The sequence below is a fragment of the Streptomyces sp. NPDC052236 genome, assembly GCF_044548015.1.
GTDB lineage: Bacteria > Actinomycetota > Actinomycetes > Streptomycetales > Streptomycetaceae > Streptomyces.
Window position 1 is genome coordinate 288,914 of record NZ_JBIUBL010000008.1, and the last position, 21,329, is coordinate 310,242.

Genomic DNA, 21,329 nt, shown 5'->3' on the forward strand with positions numbered 1-21,329 from the left:
GCCGACGGGCAAGAGTTCCCGTCGGCCGCCGCGTTCCCCGGCTGTGGGTGGGGTGGTGGTCAGTCGCCGACCGTCACCCGCTCCGGCTCGGGCGCCGGCACGGACTTCGCCACCAGGACGCTGTCCTTGCCCCGGCGCGTACGCAGCCCGGGCAGCGTGAGGAGCAGTCCGGCGAGCGCGACCACGGTCACCACGACCAGCCCCGGCCGGAAGCTGTCGAGTACCTCCTGCGGCGAGCCGCCCTCGGCGTCGCCCGCCGTGATCACCGCGGTGACCACGGCCAGGAATATCGCGCCGCCGACCTGGACCGAGGTGTTCAGCAGGCCGGAGACCATGCCCTGTTCGTGGTCCTCGACCCCGTTGGTGGCCTGGATGTTGAGTGAGGGGAAGACCAGCGCGCAGGCCAGGCCGAGCAGAATCATCGACGGCAGGATCACCAAGGCGTAGTTCGGCGAGAGGTCGATCTGGAGGAAGAGCGCGTACGAGATGACCAGGAGCGTGAAGCCGACGGCGATCACACGGGGTGTGCCGAACCGGTCCACGACCGAGCCGATCTTCGTGGCGCAGAGCGCCACCAGCGCGCCCGCCGGCAGGAAGGCGAGCGCCGTCTGGAGCGCCGACCAGCCGAGCAGGGACTGCATGTACTGCGTGACGAGGAACTGGAAACCGACGTACGAGCCGAAGAAGGTGGCGGCGCCGAGGTTGGCGCGGATCTGGCTGCCCGAGCGCAGCACACCCAGCCGGATCAGCGGGTGCGTGGAGCGCCGTTCGATCGTGACGAACGCGGTGAGCAGGACGGCGGTGGCGAGGAAGGACAGCAGGGTGCGCGCCGAGGTCCAGCCGACCTCGGGCGCCTGGACGACGGTGAAGACGAGCAGCAGCATCGACGCCGTGCCGGTGACGGCGCCCGGCAGGTCGTACCCCTTGCCCGAGTCCTCACGGGCGCTGCGCGGTATCAGCTTGATGCCGAACACAAGCAGGAGCAGGGCGATGGGCGCGGGCAGCAGCATTGTCAGCCGCCAGCTCACCTCGGTCAGCAGACCGGAGAGCACCAGACCCATGGAGAAGCCGGTGGCGGCGCAGGTGGTGTAGATGGCCAGCGCGCGGTTGCGCTGCGGGCCTTCCTTGAAGGTGGTGGTGATGATGGAGAGCCCCGCCGGCGCGGTGAACGCGGCGCTCAGGCCCTTGATGAAGCGGCTGGCGATCAGCAGCGGTCCGGAGTCGACGAGTCCGCCGAGCAGGGAGGCGACCGCGAAGACCGCGAGCGCGATCAGGAAGACACGGCGCCGGCCCAGGAGGTCGGCCGCGCGACCGCCGAGCAGCAGCAGGCCGCCGTATCCGAGGATGTAGCCGCTGACGATCCACTGGAGGGACGAGGTGGACAGGTCCAGGTCGGTGGCGATCGAGGGCAGGGCGACGCCGACCATGGAGACGTCGAGCGCGTCCAGGAACATCGCGCCGCAGAGCACGAGCAGCGTGCCCCACAGTCGCGGGCTCCAGCGCTCCTGCACGACGGGGGAGTTGATCGGAGAGGTCATGAGGAGGACAGTACATGCGCATGCATTGAATGCAAGCGCATTTAATTCCGATGCAACAAAGTGGGTATTTCTGGTAACGTGCGGCCATGGTGGCGAAGAAGTCCGAGCGCATGCTCGTGGAGGAGTGGCGGGACGTCCTCTCGCTCCACGCCCGTACGATCTGCGAGCTCGACCGCGAGCTGCATCAGCACGGACTGGGCGCCAGCGACTTCGAGGTCCTCGATGTGCTCGCCGAAGAGACGGCTGCCGACGGCGAGTGTTCGTTCCGCGTCCAAGAGCTCGCGGGCCGGGTGCACCTCAGCCAGAGTGCCCTGTCCCGGCTGGTCGCGCGCCTGGAGAAGGACGGCCTGGTCACCCGCGGAATGTGCAGCGAGGACCGGCGGGGCGTGCGGGTGTCGCTCACCGAGGCCGGGCGCGCCCGGCATGCCGAGGTGCAGCCCCTTCAGCGCGAGGTGCTCTCCAGGATGCTGCCGCCGCGCTCTTCCGCGTAACTCCGGGGCAGCCCCGAAGCTCAGCCAAGGCCTACGGGTCTACGGCGGACCGCTCGCGCCACAGGTGTGCGAGATCCTGCTCGCCCGTGATGGACACGGCGGTGAGCGGCAGCCGGTTCCAGAGCATCAGGTAGAGCTGCTCGGCCGTACCGCTCAGCTCGCAGTCCGCGGGCCCCTCGTCGGTGCGCTCCGTGTGCGGATGATCCGTCGACAGCCGTACGGTCCACACGTCGTCGGTGTCGATGGCCCGTACGCGAAGGACGCGCGGCTCCTCGGTACGTACCCGGCTCTTGGCGCGAGCGTGGAAGCCGGTCAGCAGTTCATCGACACCGTCCGCGGCGAAGAGGGCGGCCACCGGCCCCGGTTTTCCGCTCAGCGCCGACTCGGCGTCCGTGCGGTGGATCGCCGTCTCGTGCGTGCCGCCGGGCCCAGAAGGCGAGCGGCGAGGGCGGCGCGGGCAGAAAGGTCCAGCACTCCACGTCCGCGGGCGCCTCGCTCAGCGCGGCCACCAGCAGACCGTGGCCCTCCCGGAACCACTCCAGCAGTTCGTCACCGTCGAGGGTGGACTCCGGGGCGGGGGGTCGGGGGTCGGTGTAGCCCTCGGTGATGAAGGCGGTCGCCCAGCGGTGGATCATGCTGGTGTGCCGGAGCAGGTCACGTACTCGCCAGTCGGGGCAGTTCGGGACAGCCGCGTCGGGACCGGCGTCGGCGGCGGCGAAAGCCAGCAACTGACCGTCGCGAACGAGGGACTTGATCAGCTCGGCGGTCTCCATGCCGGAGATTGTGCCACTGGAAGCGCACTCCAGGGACTCAGGTCTGGCGGACGGGCGGGTGCGTGGGTGCTGACGCGTTCCGGGCCGCGTACCCGATCAGCGCCGCACCCGCCGCCAGGGCTGCCACGGTCGTCAGCGCCACCGGCAGCGAGAACCAGTCGGCGAGGAAGCCGATGGCGGGCGGCCCGAGCAGCATCCCGCCGTAGCCGAGGGTGGACGCGGCGGCGACGCCGTCCGGACCGGCGAGCGCGCCCGCCCTGGCCACCGCCACCGGGAAGATGTTCGCGAGCCCCAGGCCGGTCACGGCGAAGCCGGCCAGCGCGAGCCATAGGGTGGGTGCGAGCGAGCCGAGCAGCATGCCTGCCGCGGCGGTCGTGCCGCCCGCGACGAGCGTACGGGTCTGGCCGAGCCGCTCCAGCAGGGCCGTGCCGGAGAGCCGGCCGATCGTCATGGTGAGGGCGAAGAGGGAGTATCCGGCGGCGGCGAGGCCCGGGTGCGCCTGCAGGTCCTCTTCGAGATGGAGCGCGCCCCAGTCGGCCATGGCCCCTTCTCCGTACGCCGTGCACAGCGCGATCACGCCGAAGAGGACGACGAGTTGACGCGTACGGCCTTGAAGGCGGCGCGGCGCCGAGGCGGAGCCGGCGGACGGGGCGGAGCCGGCGGACTGGGTGGGGCCGGCGGGTCCCGTGTGCTCCGTGACGGGCGACGGCCGGCGCAGCAGGGCGCGCCCGGCCATGACGGTGACCAGCAGGCCGATGCCCGTGAGCGCGAGGAGATGCGTGGTGGGGGAGAGGCGGCCCGCGACCAGGCCGCCGAGGCCCGCGCCGAGCATGCCCCCGAGGCTGAACGCCGCGTGGAAGCTGGGCATCACGGGCCGCCGCAGGGCCGCGACCAGGTCGACCGCCGCGCTGTTTATCGCGACGTTGGTCGCGCCGTATCCCACCCCGAAGATCAGCAGCACCAGGCCGAGGGCGAGCGCCGAATGCGTCAGCGGCGGGAGCGCGACGCTCAGCGCCAGCAGTGTGGCGCTGGCGACCGTCACCGGATGGCTGCCGAAGCGGCGGCAGAGTCGGCCGGTGAGCGTCATCGTCACCACCGCGCCTGCCGAGACCCCGAGCAGGGCCAGGCCCAGATCGCTGGTGGAGGAGCCGGTCTGCTCTTTGATGGCGGGGATACGGACCACCCAGCCGGCGAAGACGAAGCCGTCCAGGGCGAAGAACACGGTCAGCGTGGTACGGAGGTGGCTCAGGGAGTGCGGGGCGGTGTTCCCGCCGGGACTCCCCGGAGCGGCGGTCGACCCTAGTTTGTTCAGCTTCGGCACAAAGTAACCATAGGTACCGCACCCACCCCCGTACAAGCTGTTTGCGCGCGTCCGCCGCCGTCAGATCGTCCGGTTGCCCTTGGGCTTACCGGTCTGGTCCGGGGTGCCGTGCGGCGGTGGGCTGCTGGGCTCCGGCGACGTGGCGGGGGAGACCGGCGAGCCGCCGGCCGCGGGGCTCGGCGTTTCGGGGCGGAACGCCTCGGGGTCGCCGCCCGAGGGCGTGGCCCCGGCTTCCAGCTGCTGTTTACGGGACTTCAGGAGCTCGACAACCCGGACGCGGTCGGCGTGCTGCTGTTCGTGGCGCAGCAGGCGGTCGATGTCTTCGACCCCCAGCGACCGGATGCGGTGCTCCAGGGCGCCGACCGGCAGGTGCTCGAAATCAGGCAGCGGAAGGCCGCCGCTGTCATGGGTGGTCATCCTGATCCTCCCTCGGAAGGTCACTTATGAGTCGGCCGGGTTGGCTGGGTCGGTTGCCAGGGTCGACTTATCGATCGGACTTGTCGGCCGCCGCGAGGACTTCGTCGACGACATCGCGGTCCAGCGCGGCTCGCACCAACGCCGCCGCGAGCGCGGGCAACTCCTCCTTCCCGACCAGATCCGCCGGCTTCCCGGGATCCCGCGGAAGCCCCAGCCGCTCCGCCCCGTCGAGCGTCTTCTGGTCGAAGTACGGCGCCACCTCCGGCCACACCCCCTGCGCCTCACGCAGAAAGATGTCCGCGCCGGCCGGACCGATCCCGGGCACCTTGCGCAGCAGCCCGCGCAGCTCGTCCAGGTCTCCGTCGGCCTCCTTGCGCAGCCGCCGCAGATCACCGCCGTACGCGTCGATCACCTGCTCAGCGCCCTCGCCGAGCATGGTGGACGTCCGCTCGTCGTAACGCCGATAGCCGCCCTCGCCGAGCGTCGACCCTCCCCCTACCTTCGGCGGGGGGACCCCCAGCTGCCAGGTGGCGTCGGCCATGCTCCGCGCGCTCCGCATCCCCGCGCCGAACAGGGCGCGGGCCGCCGCGACAGCTATGGTGGCCCGGATCCGCGCGCTGAGCAGGCAGGCCAGAACCAGCAGCTGGTACAGCGGCTGCGGGGTGTCCTTGAGCCGGATGCCGGCGTCCTGGGCGTACGTACGCCTGTGGTCGGCGAGCAGGGTCCGAACCGTCGCTCTACTGTCGGGGCGTGCCACGGGGCACCTCCCACACCGTTGGTTTCAGGGTGCCGCTGCCCGCAGTACCCCACCACCACCTGCCGAAACAGTCCGTCACGTACGGACCGCCGACCAACCCCCCGGATCATGGGAGACTCGCCTCCATGAACGGGAAGGCGACAACGATCCGGACGAGGCTGGAGAGGGGCCGCGGCGCCCTCGGCCCCGCGCTGGAACTGGTGCATACGGGCCGAGCGCCCACCCGCGCCGTGCTCACCGCCGAGCTCGGAGTCACCCGCGCCACCGCCGGCGCCGTGGCCGCCGAACTCGAAGCGCTCGGCCTGATCCGGGTCGACTCCCGGCCCGCCGCCGCGGGCTCCCAGGGGCGGCCCTCGCACCGCCTCGCCGTCGACGACACGGGCCCGGTCGTCCTCGCCGCGCAGGTGCACGCCGACGGATTCCGGGCCGCGCTCGTCGGACTGGGCGGCCGGACCGTGGCCACCGCTCCCGGCTGCGTCACGGTCTCGGCGGACCCGGCGCAGGTGCTGGGCGAAGTGGTCGAGGCGGGCGCCGTCCTGCTGCGTGCAAGCGGGCGGCGGTGCGTGGGCGCGGGACTCGCCGTACCGTCCGCGGTGGCCGAACCGGAGGGCACGGCCCTCAATCCGCTGCACCTGGCCTGGCCTGCCGGGGCCCCCGTACGGGACATCTTCGCCGAGCGGGTACGCGCGGCGGGCATCCACGGCCCCGCCTTCACCGGCAACGACGTCAACCTCGCGGCGCTGGCCGAGCACCGGCACGGCGCGGGCCGCGGCGCCAAGCATCTGCTGTGCGTCGCCACCGGACACCGCGGCGTAGGCGGCGCCCTCGTCCTCGACGGCCGACTGCACACCGGCAGTGCCGGCCTCGCCCTGGAGGTCGGCCATCTCACCGTCAACCCCGAGGGCCGCCCCTGCCACTGCGGCAGCCGCGGCTGCCTCGACGTCGAGGCCGACCCGCTCGCCTTCCTCACCGCCGCGGGCCGCGAGCCGGGACCGGAGGTCTCGCTCTTGCAGCAGTCCCGGGAGCTGCTGCGTACGGAGTACGACGACCCGGCCGTACGGCACGCGGGCGAGGAGCTCATCGACCGGCTCGGCCTCGGGCTCGCCGGGCTCGTGAACATCCTCAACCCCGACCGCATCATCCTCGGCGGGCTGCACCGCGAACTGCTCGACGCGGATCCGGAGCGGTTGCGCGCGGTGGTGGCCGACCGCAGTCTGTGGGGGCGCAGCGGGGGTGTGCCGATCCTGGCCTGCGCACTCGATCACAACAGCCTGGTGGGCGCGGCCGAGTTGGCGTGGCAGCCGGTCCTTGACGATCCTCTGGTCGCGCTCGGCTGACGACACACCGGCCACACCGGTCACACCCGTCCGGGTCCACGATGGACGGTTGCCGGTGCACCTCCGGGTGCGCCGGGTAGGCGACGACGTATGACCCAGAGGCCCCTGGGCTCGGCGGAGCCTCCGCACCGTCCTCGCCCTCCGCGCCGCCGGCCGCACCGGCTCTACTACCGGCTCGATCACCTCAGCCGGCGGATTCTCGCGTCACCCATCGGGCTCGGCTGGGACCGGGCCCATCAGATGGAACTGATGCACCGTGCCATGGGTTTCGCCGCACTCGCCTTCCTGACGCTCGTCCCTCTGCTGATCGTCATCGCCGCGGCCGACCCGGCGAGCGGACAGGGCTTCGCCCGCTGGCTGACCCAGGCGCTGGGAGTCTCCCCGTCCTCACAGGACGACGTCGAGCGGCTGTTCGGCGTGCCGGGGCAGGCGCTGCAACGCACGACGGCTTTCGGTCTCGCGGCGCTCACTGTGTTCGGCCTGACCTTCGGATCGGTTGTGCAGACCGGTTACGAGAAGGTCTGGGACCTGCCGACAGCCCGCTGGCACACCATGTGGCGGCACGTTGTCTGGCTCGCGCTGCTGATTTTGGCGCTTCTCCTCTTCGTCAACACCCCCACCCCCGCCGACTCCGTCGGCGGAACCGTCGTCGGCACGGTGGCCGACCTGGTCGGGACCTGCCTCTTCTTCTGGTGGTCCCAGCGGCTGCTGCTCGGCGGCCGGGTCCGCTGGCGGGCGCTGCTGCCGGGGGCGGTGGCCACGTCCGTATGCCTGCTCGGCCTGCGGATCTTCTCGCAGTTCGTCTTCTCACCGCTGATCGCCTCGAACGCCGTCACCTATGGACCGTTCGGGACCGTCCTGGTCATTCAGTCCTGGCTCGTGGGCGTCGGCGTGGTGGTCTACGGCGGCGCGCTGGTGGGACGCCTGATCCACGAGGGGCTCACTCACCGCAGGCTGCGCCGCGAGCTGGACCGGCCGACGGCGTAGGGGCGTGCTTGAGGAGTCCCTTCCCCTGGGCTTCGCCCGGGGGCCTCCGGCCCTGCGGCGCCTGGCGCGCACTGCTCCCAGTTACCTCGCCCAGGCCGAAGCCGGGGGAGTGCCCCTACGGGCAGACGGCGTCGCTTCTCGAACACGCCCTCCACGCGCCCAGGATCTGGTCCACCCGCGCGGCGGAAGCAGCCGCGGATCTCCCGCGTACTCCCGCAGTGGTACGCGGACTGCCGCTGGCCGTACGACGACTGCGACCCCCTGTCGGCGCGAGTCTCGGAAGCGACAGAACCACGCATCACCAGCGCCACCGAGGAGCTGACCAAGATGAACACTCTCGCGCACGCAGACGGACCCGGCCCGTGGGTTCTCTTCTTCCCGCTGATCTGGGCGGCGGTGATCTTCAGCGTCGTCACCCTCCTGCGCCGCACCGGCGCGGGGCGCGCCTTCGGCAGGCGCGGCCCTGGCCCCTGGCAGGGTCCCCGGGCCGCCGCCCATGGCGAGAACTCGCCAATCGCGCTGCTCGGCCGCCGCTTCGCCACCGGTGAGATCGACGAGGACGAGTACTGGCGGCGGCTGTCCGTCCTGGACGAGCAGTTCGGCCGTACGAGCATGAGCAAAGACGGCGCCGCATGATCGCCACCGCCCTTGCCGCTGCGAGCCAGACCCGTACCGTCGGGCTCCCATGGATCTGGCCGTATGGTCGTGATGGTCACCCGTGACCCGGTCGCCGCCGCCCACGCCGACGAGGTGGTCTTCCTCGCGGACGGACGGCTTGTCGACCGGGTGGAAGCACCGACCGCCGAGCGCGTCCTCGACTGCCTGAAGCCGCCCGACGGCACAACGGATACCACGCGGGTGGCGACACGAGCGGCGGCCGTGCCTCCCGCCGTATCAGCGTCAACTCGCTGCGCGCCCACAAGCGGCGCTTCGCCGGGACGTTCACCGCCGTACTGCCCGGCGTCGTCACCGTCCCCGGCGAGAGCCAGGGCACCCGCCGGCCGTGGCCGCCGCATGGCCGCGCCCCGGAGCGGACCGGCGAGGTCATGATCAACCGCGGCGCCGCGACAAGGGGGCGAGGACGGCATGGCGCAGGTCACCATCGCCCAGCGCACCCGCGAGAACGCGCTGTTGTGCGCGCTCGGCGCGTCCCGCCGCCAGGTCGTCGGCTCGACGCCGGCCGAGGTGGCCGTCGTAGCCGCGGCGGCGCCCACGGTCGGTCTGCTCGGCGGTCTGCTTGGCTGAGTGCTCGTCAAGGCGTCCGAGGGCGCGGGTGACACCGCCTTCCCCTTCGCCCCGTGGCGCCCGTACAGCTGCTGGTGGTGGCGCTGGTCGGCCCGGTGGCCGGCGCGACCGCGGGCTGGCGGCCCGCGCGGCGCGCCGCACGTCTCGACGTACTGCGCGCCATCGCCACGGAGTGCTCCCCCGAGCGGTTCACCCGGGAGCGAGTGGGCCCGCCCGGTCAGCCCGCGACGGCCGACCGGGCGGCCGTCCGTTCACGGGTGCCGTTCTGGGCGTCCGCCGTGACGGCCGCCGCCGGGAAGGGCTCGTCGGCCGTGGCCGCGTAGACCGCCGGATAGGGCGGGAGGGGCAGGACGGGCGGGAGCGCGGAGAGGGTGAACCAGACGATTTTGCCCGACTCGCCCTGCGGCCGTACGCCCCAGCTCTCGCTCACCGCCGCTATCAGCGCGAGCCCGCGTCCGGCGGTGGCGGAGAGACCGGCTTCCTGGACGGTCGGCAGACGTGGGTCGTGGTCGTGGACCGAGACCGTGAGCCTGTCGAGCAGCAGCTCGATCTCCACCGTGCACAGTTTGTCCGGCTCGGCGTGGCGGTGAACATTGGTCAGCAGCTCGGTGACTCCGAGCGCCGCATGGTCGATCAGAGGATCGAGATGCCAGTAGCGCAATTGCGCGGAGACGATTCTGCGGACCTGGCGGATCCGCGACGGCAGGGCCTGGAGCTCCACCGTGCAGTGCCTGCTTGGCTTGCTGATCACGGCTGCGACTCCCCGAATGAGGTCCGGAAGAAGACGAAGATCGGATCCAGCAGTTGGCTGGCTGCTGATGTGACCGGCGGGCTGGGTCTCAGCGTAACCGCCGGTGTACCCTGAGTGATGTGAGATCAGCGTGAACCATCGCTTACGGTCCCGCAACTCGCTCGACTCGGGTAGGTGCGCTCAGTTCCTTACGCGTTTGCGTTGCCCGACCCGCGCACCGCCGCCAGGAAACGCCCGGCCATGACCCGTGCTTCCGGCCGGTGGCCGCGCTGTCCCATGGTCAGGCGGTACCGCTTGCCGTTGAGTGTCGCCACGGTGCTCGTATCGTCGGCGAACCAGGGCTTGGCGGCCCTGACGGCGCGCACCGGGGCGCTCTCGATCACCTTGCCGTAGCTGGTCAGGAGCGCCAGCCTGCCGTCCTTGATGAGCACCTGTCCGGCATTCGTGAGCGAACGCGGCCAGCGCTCGATCCGTACGCCTGTGGCACTGAATTCCGGCTCTGCCATCCCCATCGTGTCTCCGCCCCTCCGCACTGTTTCCTGCTGGCAGTCTGCACAACTACGGGCGCATGCACCAGTACGTGGCTGGTGGCCTGCGGCGTTCATGAGCGACTCCCGGCCCACAAGCGACTCCTATGGATGCCCAAAGCGAACATTTGCGCAGGTGAGGGGGATACCGTTGCGAGTGGGCCCCATTTGGCCGACTCAGCAGGACTCAGCAGGACTCAGCAGGACTCAGCAGGACTCAGTGGGGGTCCGCGGGAAATCCGCAGGAAAAGGACGGCGTGCGCATGACCACCACCGAGACACCGGCGGCGGGCGAGGCATTCGCTACGCCGACCGTCGATGTGGACCGCAGCGATCCGGATTACCGGGCATGGCTGAAGGAGGCGGTACGCAAGGTCCAGGCCGACGCCAACCGTTCGGCCGACACCCATCTGCTGCGGTTTCCCTTGCCCGAGGAGTGGGGCATCGACCTCTACCTCAAGGACGAGTCCACCCATCCCACGGGCAGTCTCAAACACCGGCTCGCCCGGTCGCTGTTCCTCTACGGCCTGTGCAATGGCTGGATCCGGCCGGGCAAGCCGGTCATCGAGGCGTCGAGCGGCTCGACGGCCGTCTCCGAGGCGTACTTCGCCAAGCTGATCGGCGTCCCCTTTGTGGCGGTGATGCCCGCCACGACGAGCGCCGAGAAGATCCGGCTGATCGAATTCCACGGCGGACAGTGCCACTTCGTCGACGACTCGCGGAAGATATACGAGGAGTCCGCCGCGTTTGCCGAGCGGACCGGCGGCCACTACATGGACCAGTTCACCTACGCGGAACGGGCCACCGACTGGCGCGGCAACAACAACATCGCCGAGTCGATCTACCAGCAGCTGAGGCTGGAGCGCTACCCCGAGCCCGCGTGGATCGTCGCGACGGCCGGGACCGGCGGCACCTCGGCGACGATCGCCCGCTATGTGCACTACATGCAGTACGACACCCGTATCTGTGTCCCCGACCCCGAGAACTCCTGCTTCTTTGACGGATGGACCCGGGGCGATCCCCTCGCCAGCAGCGACTGCGGCTCCCGTATCGAGGGCATAGGCCGCCCGCGCATGGAGCCGAGCTTTGTGCCCGGCGCCATCGACCGGATGATGAAGGTGCCGGACGCGGCGAGCGTCGCTGCCGTACGGGCGCTGGACGCGGCCATCGGCCGTAAGGCGGGCGGCTCGACCGGGACCGGACTGTGGAGCGCGCTGAAGATCATCGCCGAGATGGTGGCCGAGGGGCGGAAGGGCAGCGTGGTGACGCTGCTCTGCGACCCGGGCGACCGCTACCTCGACAAGTACTACTCCGATGCCTGGCTGGACGAGCAGGGCCTCGACATCGTCCCGTACACCGCGGCGATCGAGCATGTCCTGGCCACCGGCGTCTGGCCCTGCTGATCCATGGGTCTCACGGTGCGGTGGAGCGGGCGAGGATCCGGTCGAGACGACGCACCGCGCCCCGGAACGAGACACCCATGCCCGGCCTGCCCAGCCGCATGACGCCGCGCATCGGGGCGGGGGCGTCCACCGCGAAGGTCCACCGCACGCGGGTGCCGGTCGCGGTGGCGGTGATCCGCCACTCCTCCAGGAGCGCCCGCAGACCGGGGACGTTGGTCTCGTCCACGCGGTACGCGTAGAGCTCACCGGGCTGCGTCGCGACGATGGTCTCGGCGAGGCGCACACCGCCTCTGAGCCTGATCTCGCGGCCCGCGCCACCGTCGGTGGGTGTGGCCCTGGCGACGGCGGTGAACCAGGAGGGCCAGCCCGTGACATCTTCGGCGAGCGCCCGGTACACGGCCCGGGGCGAGGCCGTCACCTCGACCGAGAAGACCAGGCGCAGTGGGGCGGATGCGGCGAAGTCGAGCTCCACCGGGCGCAGTCGGCGTGTCACGGACCGTACCTCCGGCTGAGAGGGGGCAGCAGGGCTCGCACACCATAGCTGGCGAGCCGTCAGTTGTCCGTAGACGTCCACCTTTACGCAACGGCGTGCCTGGGCTTTATTCCAGCGCCCTACGCGATGTTGTCGGAGTCGCCCGAGTGCTCCGCTGGACTCCCCGGCACGCCCCGGCCGGTGAGGAGTCCGTCCAGCGCGCGGCCGAACACCCGCCGCGCCACCCGGCGGACCAGCCGGTCGAACAGCCGCGGCAGCACGCTGATACGGAGTTCCTCCGCCCAGACCACCACGGCCCCGGAACCCCGCGGGCACACCTCGATCTCGGCCCAGCCCGTGATCACCCGGCCGCGCTTCTCCAGGCGGCAGCGGCCGTCCCCGCCACGCCCGCTGTCCCTGCCGCCCGCTTCAGGCGGCTCCCAGTGGACGACCTCCATCGGATCGTCGAAGCCGACGCGCACGCCGAAGCGGCTGATCCCGGAGCGCGCGACGAACACCGTCCCCACTCCGGTGGGCGGCGGCGTCACCACGGACACCGCCGTCAGCGGCACCTGAGCGGCGTGCGCCGACCAGTCGGTGACCCGCGCCCAGACCTCGTCGGCCGGCAGTGTGACGGCACGCGTGATCCTGAAGGCGGTCACCTCGACTCGCTCGTCCGGCCCGCCACCACCAGCCCCGGCACATACTCCGCCACCTCCGCGCGGGCCTCGGGCGACAGCCCCGAGTCCGTCACCAGAGTGTCGACCTCATCCAGCGAGGCGAAGGAACTCAGCCCCACCGTCCCCCACTTGGTGTGATCCGCGATCAACACGACCCGCCGCGCCGACCGTACGAAGTGGCGATTGGTCTCCGCCTCGGCGAGGTTGGGCGTGGACAGGCCCGCCTCCACCGATATGCCGTGCGTACCGATGAAGAGCACGTCGAAGTGGAGCGAACGGATCGCCGCGTCGGCGACCGGCCCGACCAAGGTGTCCGACAGCGTCCGGACGCCGCCGGTCAGCACCACTGTCGCGGCCCCGGGGCGCGGCCCCGTACCGGCCGGTGACCTCTGTGCGCCGTAGAACACGTCCGCGACCTGGACCGAGTTCGTCACCACGGTCAGCTCGGGCACATCCACCAGCTGCTGCGCCAGCGCGTACGCGGTCGTGCCTCCCGCGATCGCGATCGCGCTGCCCGGCACCGCCAGCTTGGCCGCCTCCCGCGCGATGTCCTGCTTCGCGCTCAGCTCCAGCGCCGACTTCGCCTCAAAGCCGGGTTCGTGCGCCGTGGCCTCCACCACCGGCACCGCGCCGCCGTGGACCTTTTCGACGACCCCCTGCCGGGCCAGGGCGTCCAGATCCCGGCGCACTGTCATGTCGGAGACATTGAGCTTGCGGGTGAGCTCATTGACCCGTACCCCGCCGCGCCTGCGCACCTCATCGAGGATCAGCGCGCGCCGCTGCTCCGCGAGCAGGTTCTGGTTGTCGCTCACCGCCGGGGCCGGTCCTCTCGTCGTACATCGCCGTACGTATTCGTACGTCGTCTGTCGTCTGTGGCCCACCGTCGGTGGGCAAGGTTTCTCATCCTTGCACGGGCAAGGCGGCCCGGGCTCGGGGAGATTCCGTGAGACCCGCGCGGCGAACTGCCACGATCCGGGACTCTGGTTATGAACCGCCGCGCGACCACGCGCTGATCAATCTTCCCATTGAGAGAGCGAGCAACAGAAGTGTCCCTTGACACACCGGTCCCGCGGAGCGGACAACCTGCCCTGGAGTTATTGGTCCACGGCGTCGGCGGGGCCACCCCGCAGGAGATGCTCCGCGACCCCCGTACGGTACGGATCACCGGCGACGAGAAGGCCGCCATCTACCGGCGTACGGACGACGCGGAGGCAGAACTCCACCCCGAGCGATACCGGGACCGGCCGATCCCGGAGGCGTACTGCTGGTCCAACCTCACCTCGGGCAATGGCGCGCGGGCTCTGTGGCTGCTGCTGGTTCCCTTCATGGTCGTCAACCTCGCGCACTGGATGCGGCCCAAGGCAAAGGGCCTCAGTGGCACCACCCGCCTGTACGGAGTGCTGGTGCGGCTCGTCGCGCTCAGCCTCACCGTGCTGCTCACGGCCGCCGCCTGCGAGGTCGCGCTGGATCTGGTGGCATGGCAGTGCGCGGGCTCGCCCGAATGCAGCCGGGGCAGATCGTGGCTCGGCTTCCTGTCGAGCGATCAGGGCGGCTGGTGGTCACAGCCGGGCAGGCGGCTGGCGCTGGCCTCGGCAGCGCCCACAGCGGTGGTCGGTTTGCTCTGGTACCTCTCCAACCGCACCTGGAGCGCGTACGAATCCCAGCGGCCACCGACCGGCGAGTACGGGACGGACGACTACAACGGCGAGAACGGCGAGAACGGCGGCATCGGCGACATCGGAGCGGAGGACGACGAGGAGAAGAAACAGCAGCAGCAGACCGTGCGGTCCGCCCTCGGCAGGCCGGGGTTCTGGTACGGCCGCCGGCTCGTCGCCCGGCTGCGTGCCGCCCACACCGCCGCCGGGTTCCTGACCGTCGCCGCCGCGGTCGGCGGGGCCGCCGCCCGCCACGACCGCGGCGCGTCCAGCACACTGCTGGAGATCTGCGGCAGGGTCCTGGAGTCGACACTCGTCCTGGGCGCGGCGGCCGTCCTCTGGGTGGTCCTGCGCCGTGGCCGCAGCGAGACGCTGCTGGACGCCCGGCTCGATCGCCTCGCCGTCCGTTGTCTGCCCGGCGCCGCCCTGGCGCTGCTCGCCGTGTCGGTGCTGTACGCGGCCTGGTCCCGCCCCGGCTGGGCCTCCGGCGCCCACCTCCCCGGCGATGTCACCTTCCGCGTCATCGCCCTCACCCAGGGCGCGCTGGTCAGCGCCCTCGCTGTCGCCGCGTACGTCCTCCAGCGTCGCGCGTGCCACACGCGCGCCGCACTGTCCGGACTGGGCGGGCCCGCCGTCGCGATGGTCGCCTGCGCCCTGGGCGGAGTGATGAGCGGCGGCCTCGCCCAGCGCGTCGCGGACTGGCTGGACGGTCCGGGCACCCCGGGCATGGACGGGGAAGGCACCATCGCGGGGCCGCCGGTGCTGCTCAGCTGGCAGGCCTCGGTCATCCCGGTGCTGCTGATCGTCGTGCTCGTCCCGGGCCTTGGTCTGGCCGTGAACACCTGGCGGTCCAGCCGTCGGCTCGCGGGCCGGATCGAGGCCGACTACGAGGTGCGGCGCCCGGATTCCGCCCGTAGCAAGCGCATCGCGGGCACGTGGGCCCGCGCCGCCCTCACCGACGTGGCCCCCCGGCTCATCGGCATCGTCGCCGGCGCGACGCTGCTGCTCGGCGCGGGCGCGGTCGCCGGTGCGTGGGCGAGCGGTGAGGTGCCGGGCGAGGCGTTCAGCGGCAGCCCGCGCTTCGTCGAGTCCGCGGCGGACGCGGCGCAGGCGATGGGCTCCTGGCTGATCGGCTTCGGCTTCATACTGTTTGTCACCTGGGGCCGCCGCGCCTACCGCGACGCCTCGGCCCGGCGCACCATCGGCATCCTCTGGGACGTCGGCACCTTCTGGCCGCGTGCCGCGCACCCTTTCGCACCGCCCTGCTATGCGGAGCGCGCCGTTCCAGACCTGACCTGGCGGATGTACGCCTGGACCCGGAGCACCAGCGGACGGCTCGTCATCTCCGGTCACTCGCAGGGCAGCGTGCTGGCCGCGGCCGCCGTCTGGCAGCTGCCCGCGGCCACCCGCCGCCGGGTGGCTCTGCTGACGTACGGAAGCCCGCTGGAGCGGCTGTACGGCCGCTGGTTCCCCGCCTACTTCGGACCCGCCGCCCTGCGCGAGTTCCGCGGCGATGTGCACTGCTGGCGCAATCTGTGGCGGCGCACCGACCCGATCGGCGGGCCGGTGCGGGTCGCCGCGGAGGGCGAGGAGCCCCGGGTGGACCGGGAGGCACTCAAGGACCCGGTGGCGTACGGGCGTTCGGACCGCAATCCGCTGCCCGAACCGATACTGGGCCACTCCGAGTACCAGGCCGACCCGGCGTTCGCCATCGAACGCCGGGACCTGCTCGACCTGCTCGACCAGATCGCCCCGGCACCCCTTCCCCATCAGCAGCAGCGGACGGAGGGCGCTGTGGGGTAGCGGCCGGGGGCGCTTGAGTTGCGCTTCAGGGCAGTTCCGGCAGGTCCTCCGGGTAGAGCAGGGTCAGGTCGTCGGTGTCCATCTCCGTGAGCTCGGCGACCCGGCCCGCGTGCCGCTCCACCATCGACTCGAACGTCTGGCGCGCGGTACGGCCATTGCCGAACGCGGGCCCCTTCGGCAGCGCGGTGAAGTACTTCACCAGCGCCTCGCCCGTGCCTGTGCCGAGCCGGTACTCGTGGTCCTCGGCCTGCTGCTCCACGATCCGCAGCAGCTCCTCAGGCACATAGTCGCTGAAGGTGATGGTGCGCGAGAAGCGCGAGGCGACGCCCGGGTTGACCGCGAGGAACCGCTCCATCTCCGAGGTGTACCCGGCGACGATCACCACGACCGCGTCCCGGTGGTCCTCCATCAGCTTCACCAGCGTGTCGATGGCCTCCTTGCCGAAGTCCCGCCCGGAGTCCTCGGGGGAGAGCGCGTACGCCTCATCGATGAAGAGCACTCCGCCGCGCGCCCGGTCGAACGCCTCCTGGGTGCGGATCGCGGTGGAGCCGATGTGCTCGCCCACCAGGTCCACCCGGGAGACCTCGACGAGATGACCGCGCTCCAGCACGCCGAGGGAGGCCAGGATCTCGCCGTACAGCCGGGCCACGGTCGTCTTGCCGGTGCCGGGGGAGCCGGTGAAGACCAGGTGGCGGCGGGCGGATGCGGCCTTGAGGCCCGCCGCCTGGCGGCGCCTGCCCACCTCGATCATGTTCGTGAGCGTACGGACCTCGCGCTTGACGCTGTCCAGGCCGACCAGCGCGTCCAGTTCGCCCAGGACGGCGCCGGAGGAACGTACGGGCTCCGCGGCGGGAGCGGGCGCCGCCGCCTCCGCCGCACGCTGATCGGGGACCGCCGAGAGCAGCCCGGGGGAGGACTGGGTCGCGGTGAGCACCGTCGGCGCGGTCGTGGTCTGATCCTCCCCGGGCCGGACGCCGCTCTCGTCGCTCGTACAGTCCTCCATGAGCGGACCGTCGTTCTCCGGGATCTCGTAGCCCCCGCGCGCGCTCCGCTCGGTGCGGCAGCGGCTCAGCGTCGTACGACAGCCCTCCATCACATGGAAGCCGTAGCCGCCGCTGCCCGTGACCCGGCAGCCGCGGAACGTGCCACGCCCCTCCGCCGACACATAGAAACCGGCCTCGGCGGGCGAGACGACCGTGCAGCGCTCGATCAGCGGATCGGCGCCCTTGGTGACAATCACGCCGGTCTGCGCCGCGTCGATGGTGCAGCCGTTGAGCGTGCCGCCGCTGCCGTGGTCGCGGAACCAGGCGCCGGTGGAGGCCTCCCGTATCCGGCAGTCGTCGAGCTGCGCGGTCGCGCCGTCGCTCACCGACACCGCGGTATTGCGGATCTGGGACAGATCGCTGTCGACGACATCGGCGCGCGAGCCGCGGTCGAGAACGAAGATCGCGTCCGGTACGTCGTGGACCCGGCAGGAGTCGAGGACGACGGTCGCTCCATCACTGACCCAGACGGCCGGATAGTCGCCCGTACTGTCGTGGATCTCGCACTGGTTGGCGTCCACGCGCGTGCCCGGGTCCCAGACGGACAGGCCGTTGCGGCCGAAGCGGCGCACCGTGGACCGGGTCAGCGTCAGCACGGAGCGGGAGCGCAGATCGATCGCGTTCTCGGGGATCTCGTAGATATCGCAGTCGGAGAGGGTGAGTGCGGCGTCGGTGTCGAGGGTGATGCCGTCGGCGGAGGTGCGGTGCACGATGGAGTCGGTCAGATGCGCCGAGGCGCGCGAGGCGATCAGGACGCCGGTGCCCTTGATCTCGTACACCTCGCAGCCGATGGCCTCAAGGCCGCTGCCCTCGCCGGTGACGCTCAGGCCCGCGCCCGAGGCGTGGTGCACCCGGCAGCGCTCCAGCCGCGGATGCCCGCCGCCGCGCACGGAGATGCCCGACTGGCCGGCCGCGACGACCTCACACTCCTCGAACAGCCCGCCCGCGCCGTCCAGCACGCCGATGCCGACGCCTGCGGGGTTGTCGACGGTGCAGCGGCGGACGGTGGGGCGGGCCGCGCCGCGCACCTCGAGCCCGGCGGCGGAGCGGGTGACTATCCGCAGATCGATCAGCTCGGGAGTGCCCTCCTCGACCAGGAGCGCGGGGGCAGTGGTGTCCTGCCCCTCCACCTGGAGATCCTGGATGGTGGCGGAGGCGCGCACGGTGATCGCCACCCCGTCGGCGGGCGCGATCCGCACCGAGCCGACCGCGGCCTCCGAGCCGCGCAGGATGATCGCGTGCTGGACGATGAGGTTCTCGCGGTACGTGCCCGGGGCGACGGTGAGGATGTCGCCGTCGCCCGCGGCCTCCAGGGCTGCGGCGAGGGTGAAGTACTCGCCTGTGCGGCGCCGCCACCGCGATGTGCCGGTGTGCGTCACCTGGACGACCGTGCCCTGTGCCATCGTGCTGCTCTGCCCCCACCTCGTGATTCTGCGCCGCCGCGTCTCGTAAAGGGACGCCCCCTTACCCCCGAGGGGGTCGCACAACCGTAGCGCGCGCGAGCGGCGGCAGTTGACGGGACGGGACCGGGGCGAGACCGGGCGGACCCGGACCCGGACCCGGACCCGGACTGACCGAGACCGGGCGGGGCCGGGGGCGGACCTCAGCCGCCGGCCCCCGACCCCCGGATGCCCGGATGCCCGGATACCCGGATGCCCGGATGCCTGGATGCCTGGATGCCCGGACGTCAGACCCAGAGCCCGGACCATGGACAGACCCGGCCGGGACCGGCCCGGGTCCTGTACGCCCCCGCCCGATGTGACCGGCGGCCGGTACGGGTCAGTTTCCCGCGCCCGTACGCCCCCAGTCCGGGCCCGCCGCGGCCCAGGCCCGGTCCAGGCGCGCGTATCTGTTACGTATCAGCCGCCATACGAGCAGTCGCCTGGTGCCTTCGACAAGCCCCGCGGTGGTGAGCGACGCCCCGATCCCCGCCAGCACGGCATGCACCCGAACGGTCGCCGCATCCATGGGGCGATTGACGATCCGGCCCGCGCGGTCGGTCCAGAGGGTGAAAGTGTCGCCCGCGGGCATGGCCCGCCCCACGGTAGTGATCGTGCCGGTGTGCCTGCTGCCGTCCACCGCGGTCCACTTGGCGACGACCGCCCTGCGCTTGCCGCCTCCGGCGGACTCGGAGTCGTACGGGGAGGGTTTCGGCGCCGGCGCCGGTCTGACCACCGTCGCGGTGACCGGATGACGCTGCTGGCGCTGGACACGTATCGACTGCCGCAGCGCCTCGTCCGTCAAGGTCCCGGTGACCCAGCCCACCGCCGGAGCGGCGGCCAGGAGCAGCAGCGCGGCGACAAGCGCCACCCACGCTTCCAGGAGATCGGTGGCACGGCACAGGGGATTGTGCCGCCAGCGCCAGGTTCCGGTAGCTGCTCGCACTCGCCCTCACCCCCCTTCGGCCCCACTCCTTCAACGCGTCTGTCCGCGTGTCAGGTTCCCGTGAGACGAGCCGAACTGGCCGGACCGGTCCTGCCAGGGCGTTACGCGAGGACAGTCACGGCGTCACCGACGCGGACGGTACCGATGGCGGCTGGAGACCCGGTGGACCCGGTGGACCCGGTCCGGCGCTCCGGCACGAGGCACTGCCCGAACACCAGCCGGTTGCCGAAACGATGGTGGCGGGCGAGCGTATGCAGCGGCTCCTTGCCGCGCTCAGCGGTGCGCTGGTCGGTGGTGACGATGACACACCGGCCGCACGGCTTGGTCACCCGGAAGGCGACCTCGCCAATCGCTATTCGCTTCCAGCCGTCCTCGGCCCAGGGGGCGGTGCCGTCCACGACGATATTCGGCCGGAACCGGTTCATGAGCAGCGGGCCCTCGTCGGCGTGATCGCCCTGAGCGATGAGGGAGTTCAGTGCGTTGAACGAGGCGAGTGTGACGACGAGCAGCGGAGAGGAGTCACTGAAATTGACGGTCTCTCCCGGGAGGGCGTACTCAGGAGCAACCGGACGCCGGCGCGCCGGATCGTCGAGATGGACGAGCCGCACCTCTGTGCCGAGGTAGTCGCTGAACCAGGCGTCCACCGGCCCCCCGACGGGCACCGCTTCAACCTTGTCCCCGAAGACGTCCACGGCCGTGGTGGACACGGGCTCGGGGACGGCCACCGTCAGCGGCTCGGTCCCGGGCGCGCTCAGCCGGATTGCCCCGCCGGGCAGCGACTCTGCGGCGGCCAGTGCCAGGCGTGGCCGCTGGCGCTGAGTGACCACCTTCGCCGACGGGTCGATCAGTGTCCACCTGCGGTCCCCGGCAAGTCCCCATGGCTCCACGGCCGCCTCGCCCGGTGCGCACCCCGCCACTGATTTGACCGGGTGGACGTGGATGGAATGAACCAGTGGGTTCGGCATGCCCCAATCCTGCCAGCCCCCACTGACATCCGGCGTCTCAATATCCCCGGCTCTGGTACGGGCGGTTGTACGGGTCGTCATAAGAAGCGGGCGCCGGTGCCGGACGAGCCGCCGCGGGGCGCATCGCCTCGTAGCCGGTGCCCGCCGGACGCGGCTGCTGAGGGCGCTGAGGCTGAGGCCGCTGCTGCTGAGGCTGACCCGGACCCAGACCCTGGCCCTGAACCTGGCCCTGCGGGCCCGGATAGCCGCGGGGCGGTACGGGAGCCTGCTGAGGGAGGTACGGCGCGGGCGCCTGCTGCAGCGGTACCGGCTGCTGCATCTGCTGCGGATAGCCGTAGGCGGGAGCGGACTGCGAAGGGCCCGGCGGAAGGGCGGGCAGCGCCGAAGGAAGCGCGGGTAGGTAGCTGTTGTAACTGCTGCCGGTGTCATACGCGGCAGGCACCCGGATCGGGGCGATCTGAGGTGTGCCCCGCTCCGCGACCAGGGAGTCGTAGATGGGGGTGTCGGGGAACGACGGTGCGGAATAGTAACCGCCGCCGTAGGTGGCGCGGGGGGAGGTCATGGCACATAAGTTAAGCCCACGATGTGCTGGTTGGGGAGCCCGATAAGAGGGTTGTTTCGGCAGATGTGAGTGACTGCGTGTCCCTAATACGAGCGAATCTGGGGAAAACGGTCGCCCGGCGACGTGCGGATCGTGTAAAGGGCGAGCTGAGCGAGGGTTACCGACCGGTCGGCACAGAGGAAGGCTCTTCGGGCATAGGTTTGGCGGCACGGTGAAT

Annotated in this window: 20 protein-coding genes and 2 pseudogenes; 8 read left to right on the forward strand and 14 right to left on the reverse strand. The window is 71.3% G+C overall.

Features of this window, described 5'->3' with window-relative positions:
- Positions 1-59: 59 nt before the first annotated feature.
- Positions 60-1,538, reverse strand: coding sequence for an MFS transporter (locus ACIHCQ_RS16590; protein WP_399662511.1), 1,479 nt, complete (start codon positions 1,536-1,538; stop codon positions 60-62).
- 86 nt (positions 1,539-1,624) lie between these two features.
- Between ACIHCQ_RS16590 and ACIHCQ_RS16595 the strand changes: the two genes are divergently transcribed.
- Positions 1,625-2,029, forward strand: a complete 405-nt coding sequence (locus tag ACIHCQ_RS16595) for a MarR family winged helix-turn-helix transcriptional regulator (protein WP_399662513.1) — start codon at positions 1,625-1,627, stop codon at positions 2,027-2,029.
- A gap of 31 nt (positions 2,030-2,060) precedes the next feature.
- Here ACIHCQ_RS16595 and ACIHCQ_RS16600 read toward each other — a convergent pair.
- The 4 genes and pseudogenes from ACIHCQ_RS16600 to ACIHCQ_RS16615 all read right to left on the reverse strand — a co-directional run bounded on the left by ACIHCQ_RS16600 (position 2,061) and on the right by ACIHCQ_RS16615 (position 5,297).
- Positions 2,061-2,802, reverse strand: a pseudogene (locus ACIHCQ_RS16600) (maleylpyruvate isomerase family mycothiol-dependent enzyme).
- A gap of 37 nt (positions 2,803-2,839) precedes the next feature.
- Complete coding sequence (locus tag ACIHCQ_RS16605) at positions 2,840-4,123, reverse strand: MFS transporter (protein ID WP_399662515.1); 1,284 nt, start codon at positions 4,121-4,123, stop codon at positions 2,840-2,842.
- A 60-nt stretch (positions 4,124-4,183) separates the two neighbouring features.
- Positions 4,184-4,540, reverse strand: a complete 357-nt coding sequence (locus tag ACIHCQ_RS16610; RefSeq protein WP_399662516.1) for a hypothetical protein — start codon at positions 4,538-4,540, stop codon at positions 4,184-4,186.
- A gap of 67 nt (positions 4,541-4,607) precedes the next feature.
- Complete coding sequence (locus ACIHCQ_RS16615) at positions 4,608-5,297, reverse strand: endonuclease (RefSeq protein ID WP_399662518.1); 690 nt, start codon at positions 5,295-5,297, stop codon at positions 4,608-4,610.
- 125 nt (positions 5,298-5,422) lie between these two features.
- Here ACIHCQ_RS16615 and ACIHCQ_RS16620 point away from each other — a divergent pair, with 125 nt between their 5' ends.
- The 5 genes and pseudogenes from ACIHCQ_RS16620 (at position 5,423) to ACIHCQ_RS16640 (ending at position 8,866) form a co-directional block, all read left to right on the forward strand.
- Positions 5,423-6,634, forward strand: a complete 1,212-nt coding sequence (locus ACIHCQ_RS16620) for an ROK family protein (RefSeq protein WP_399662520.1) — start codon at positions 5,423-5,425, stop codon at positions 6,632-6,634.
- Between the two features lie 240 nt (positions 6,635-6,874).
- Positions 6,875-7,621: a YhjD/YihY/BrkB family envelope integrity protein gene (locus ACIHCQ_RS16625; protein WP_399662600.1), complete on the forward strand. Its 747-nt coding sequence runs from the start codon at positions 6,875-6,877 to the stop codon at positions 7,619-7,621.
- Positions 7,622-7,948: 327 nt separating this feature from the next.
- Positions 7,949-8,257: an SHOCT domain-containing protein gene (locus tag ACIHCQ_RS16630; protein WP_399662522.1), complete on the forward strand. Its 309-nt coding sequence runs from the start codon at positions 7,949-7,951 to the stop codon at positions 8,255-8,257.
- A gap of 54 nt (positions 8,258-8,311) precedes the next feature.
- Positions 8,312-8,449 (forward strand): annotated as a pseudogene (locus ACIHCQ_RS16635) (ABC transporter ATP-binding protein); the annotation flags it as partial.
- Between the two features lie 258 nt (positions 8,450-8,707).
- The gene (locus tag ACIHCQ_RS16640) at positions 8,708-8,866 is read left to right on the forward strand and encodes an FtsX-like permease family protein (protein WP_399662524.1); all 159 of its coding nucleotides are present in this window, start codon (positions 8,708-8,710) and stop codon (positions 8,864-8,866) included.
- Positions 8,867-9,083: 217 nt separating this feature from the next.
- On the opposite strand, the gene ACIHCQ_RS16645 is transcribed toward ACIHCQ_RS16640, so the two are convergent.
- The gene (locus ACIHCQ_RS16645; protein WP_399662526.1) at positions 9,084-9,617 is read right to left on the reverse strand and encodes an ATP-binding protein; all 534 of its coding nucleotides are present in this window, start codon (positions 9,615-9,617) and stop codon (positions 9,084-9,086) included.
- Between the two features lie 188 nt (positions 9,618-9,805).
- A complete protein-coding gene (locus ACIHCQ_RS16650) occupies positions 9,806-10,129 on the reverse strand; it encodes a hypothetical protein (RefSeq protein WP_399662528.1) in 324 nt (107 codons plus the stop codon).
- A 278-nt stretch (positions 10,130-10,407) separates the two neighbouring features.
- Between ACIHCQ_RS16650 and ACIHCQ_RS16655 the strand changes: the two genes are divergently transcribed.
- The gene (locus ACIHCQ_RS16655) at positions 10,408-11,547 is read left to right on the forward strand and encodes a PLP-dependent cysteine synthase family protein (RefSeq protein ID WP_399662530.1); all 1,140 of its coding nucleotides are present in this window, start codon (positions 10,408-10,410) and stop codon (positions 11,545-11,547) included.
- 10 nt (positions 11,548-11,557) lie between these two features.
- On the opposite strand, the gene ACIHCQ_RS16660 is transcribed toward ACIHCQ_RS16655, so the two are convergent.
- The 3 genes from ACIHCQ_RS16660 to ACIHCQ_RS16670 form a co-directional block, all read right to left on the reverse strand.
- Positions 11,558-12,040, reverse strand: a complete 483-nt coding sequence (locus ACIHCQ_RS16660; protein ID WP_399662532.1) for an SRPBCC family protein — start codon at positions 12,038-12,040, stop codon at positions 11,558-11,560.
- A 119-nt stretch (positions 12,041-12,159) separates the two neighbouring features.
- Positions 12,160-12,681 (reverse strand): SRPBCC family protein, encoded by a 522-nt coding sequence (locus tag ACIHCQ_RS16665; protein ID WP_399662534.1) that lies wholly within the window; start codon positions 12,679-12,681, stop codon positions 12,160-12,162.
- Positions 12,678-13,511 carry a DeoR/GlpR family DNA-binding transcription regulator gene (locus ACIHCQ_RS16670; protein WP_399662536.1) on the reverse strand — a complete coding sequence of 278 codons (834 nt, stop codon included), beginning with the start codon at positions 13,509-13,511 and terminating at the stop codon, positions 12,678-12,680. The genes ACIHCQ_RS16665 and ACIHCQ_RS16670 overlap by 4 nt, the downstream gene beginning before the upstream one ends.
- A 234-nt stretch (positions 13,512-13,745) precedes the next feature.
- Between ACIHCQ_RS16670 and ACIHCQ_RS16675 the strand changes: the two genes are divergently transcribed.
- Entirely contained in the window at positions 13,746-16,157 is a 2,412-nt protein-coding gene (locus ACIHCQ_RS16675; protein ID WP_399662538.1) for a hypothetical protein, read from the forward strand.
- 25 nt (positions 16,158-16,182) lie between these two features.
- Here ACIHCQ_RS16675 and ACIHCQ_RS16680 read toward each other — a convergent pair whose 3' ends face one another.
- The 4 genes from ACIHCQ_RS16680 to ACIHCQ_RS16695 form a co-directional block, all read right to left on the reverse strand.
- Positions 16,183-18,603 carry a right-handed parallel beta-helix repeat-containing protein gene (locus tag ACIHCQ_RS16680; RefSeq protein WP_399662539.1) on the reverse strand — a complete coding sequence of 807 codons (2,421 nt, stop codon included), beginning with the start codon at positions 18,601-18,603 and terminating at the stop codon, positions 16,183-16,185.
- Between the two features lie 376 nt (positions 18,604-18,979).
- A complete protein-coding gene (locus tag ACIHCQ_RS16685) occupies positions 18,980-19,585 on the reverse strand; it encodes a hypothetical protein (RefSeq protein WP_399662541.1) in 606 nt (201 codons plus the stop codon).
- Between the two features lie 101 nt (positions 19,586-19,686).
- Positions 19,687-20,550: an MOSC domain-containing protein gene (locus tag ACIHCQ_RS16690; protein ID WP_399662543.1), complete on the reverse strand. Its 864-nt coding sequence runs from the start codon at positions 20,548-20,550 to the stop codon at positions 19,687-19,689.
- 37 nt (positions 20,551-20,587) lie between these two features.
- The gene (locus ACIHCQ_RS16695) at positions 20,588-21,112 is read right to left on the reverse strand and encodes a DUF6643 family protein (RefSeq protein ID WP_399662545.1); all 525 of its coding nucleotides are present in this window, start codon (positions 21,110-21,112) and stop codon (positions 20,588-20,590) included.
- Positions 21,113-21,329: the final 217 nt, after the last annotated feature.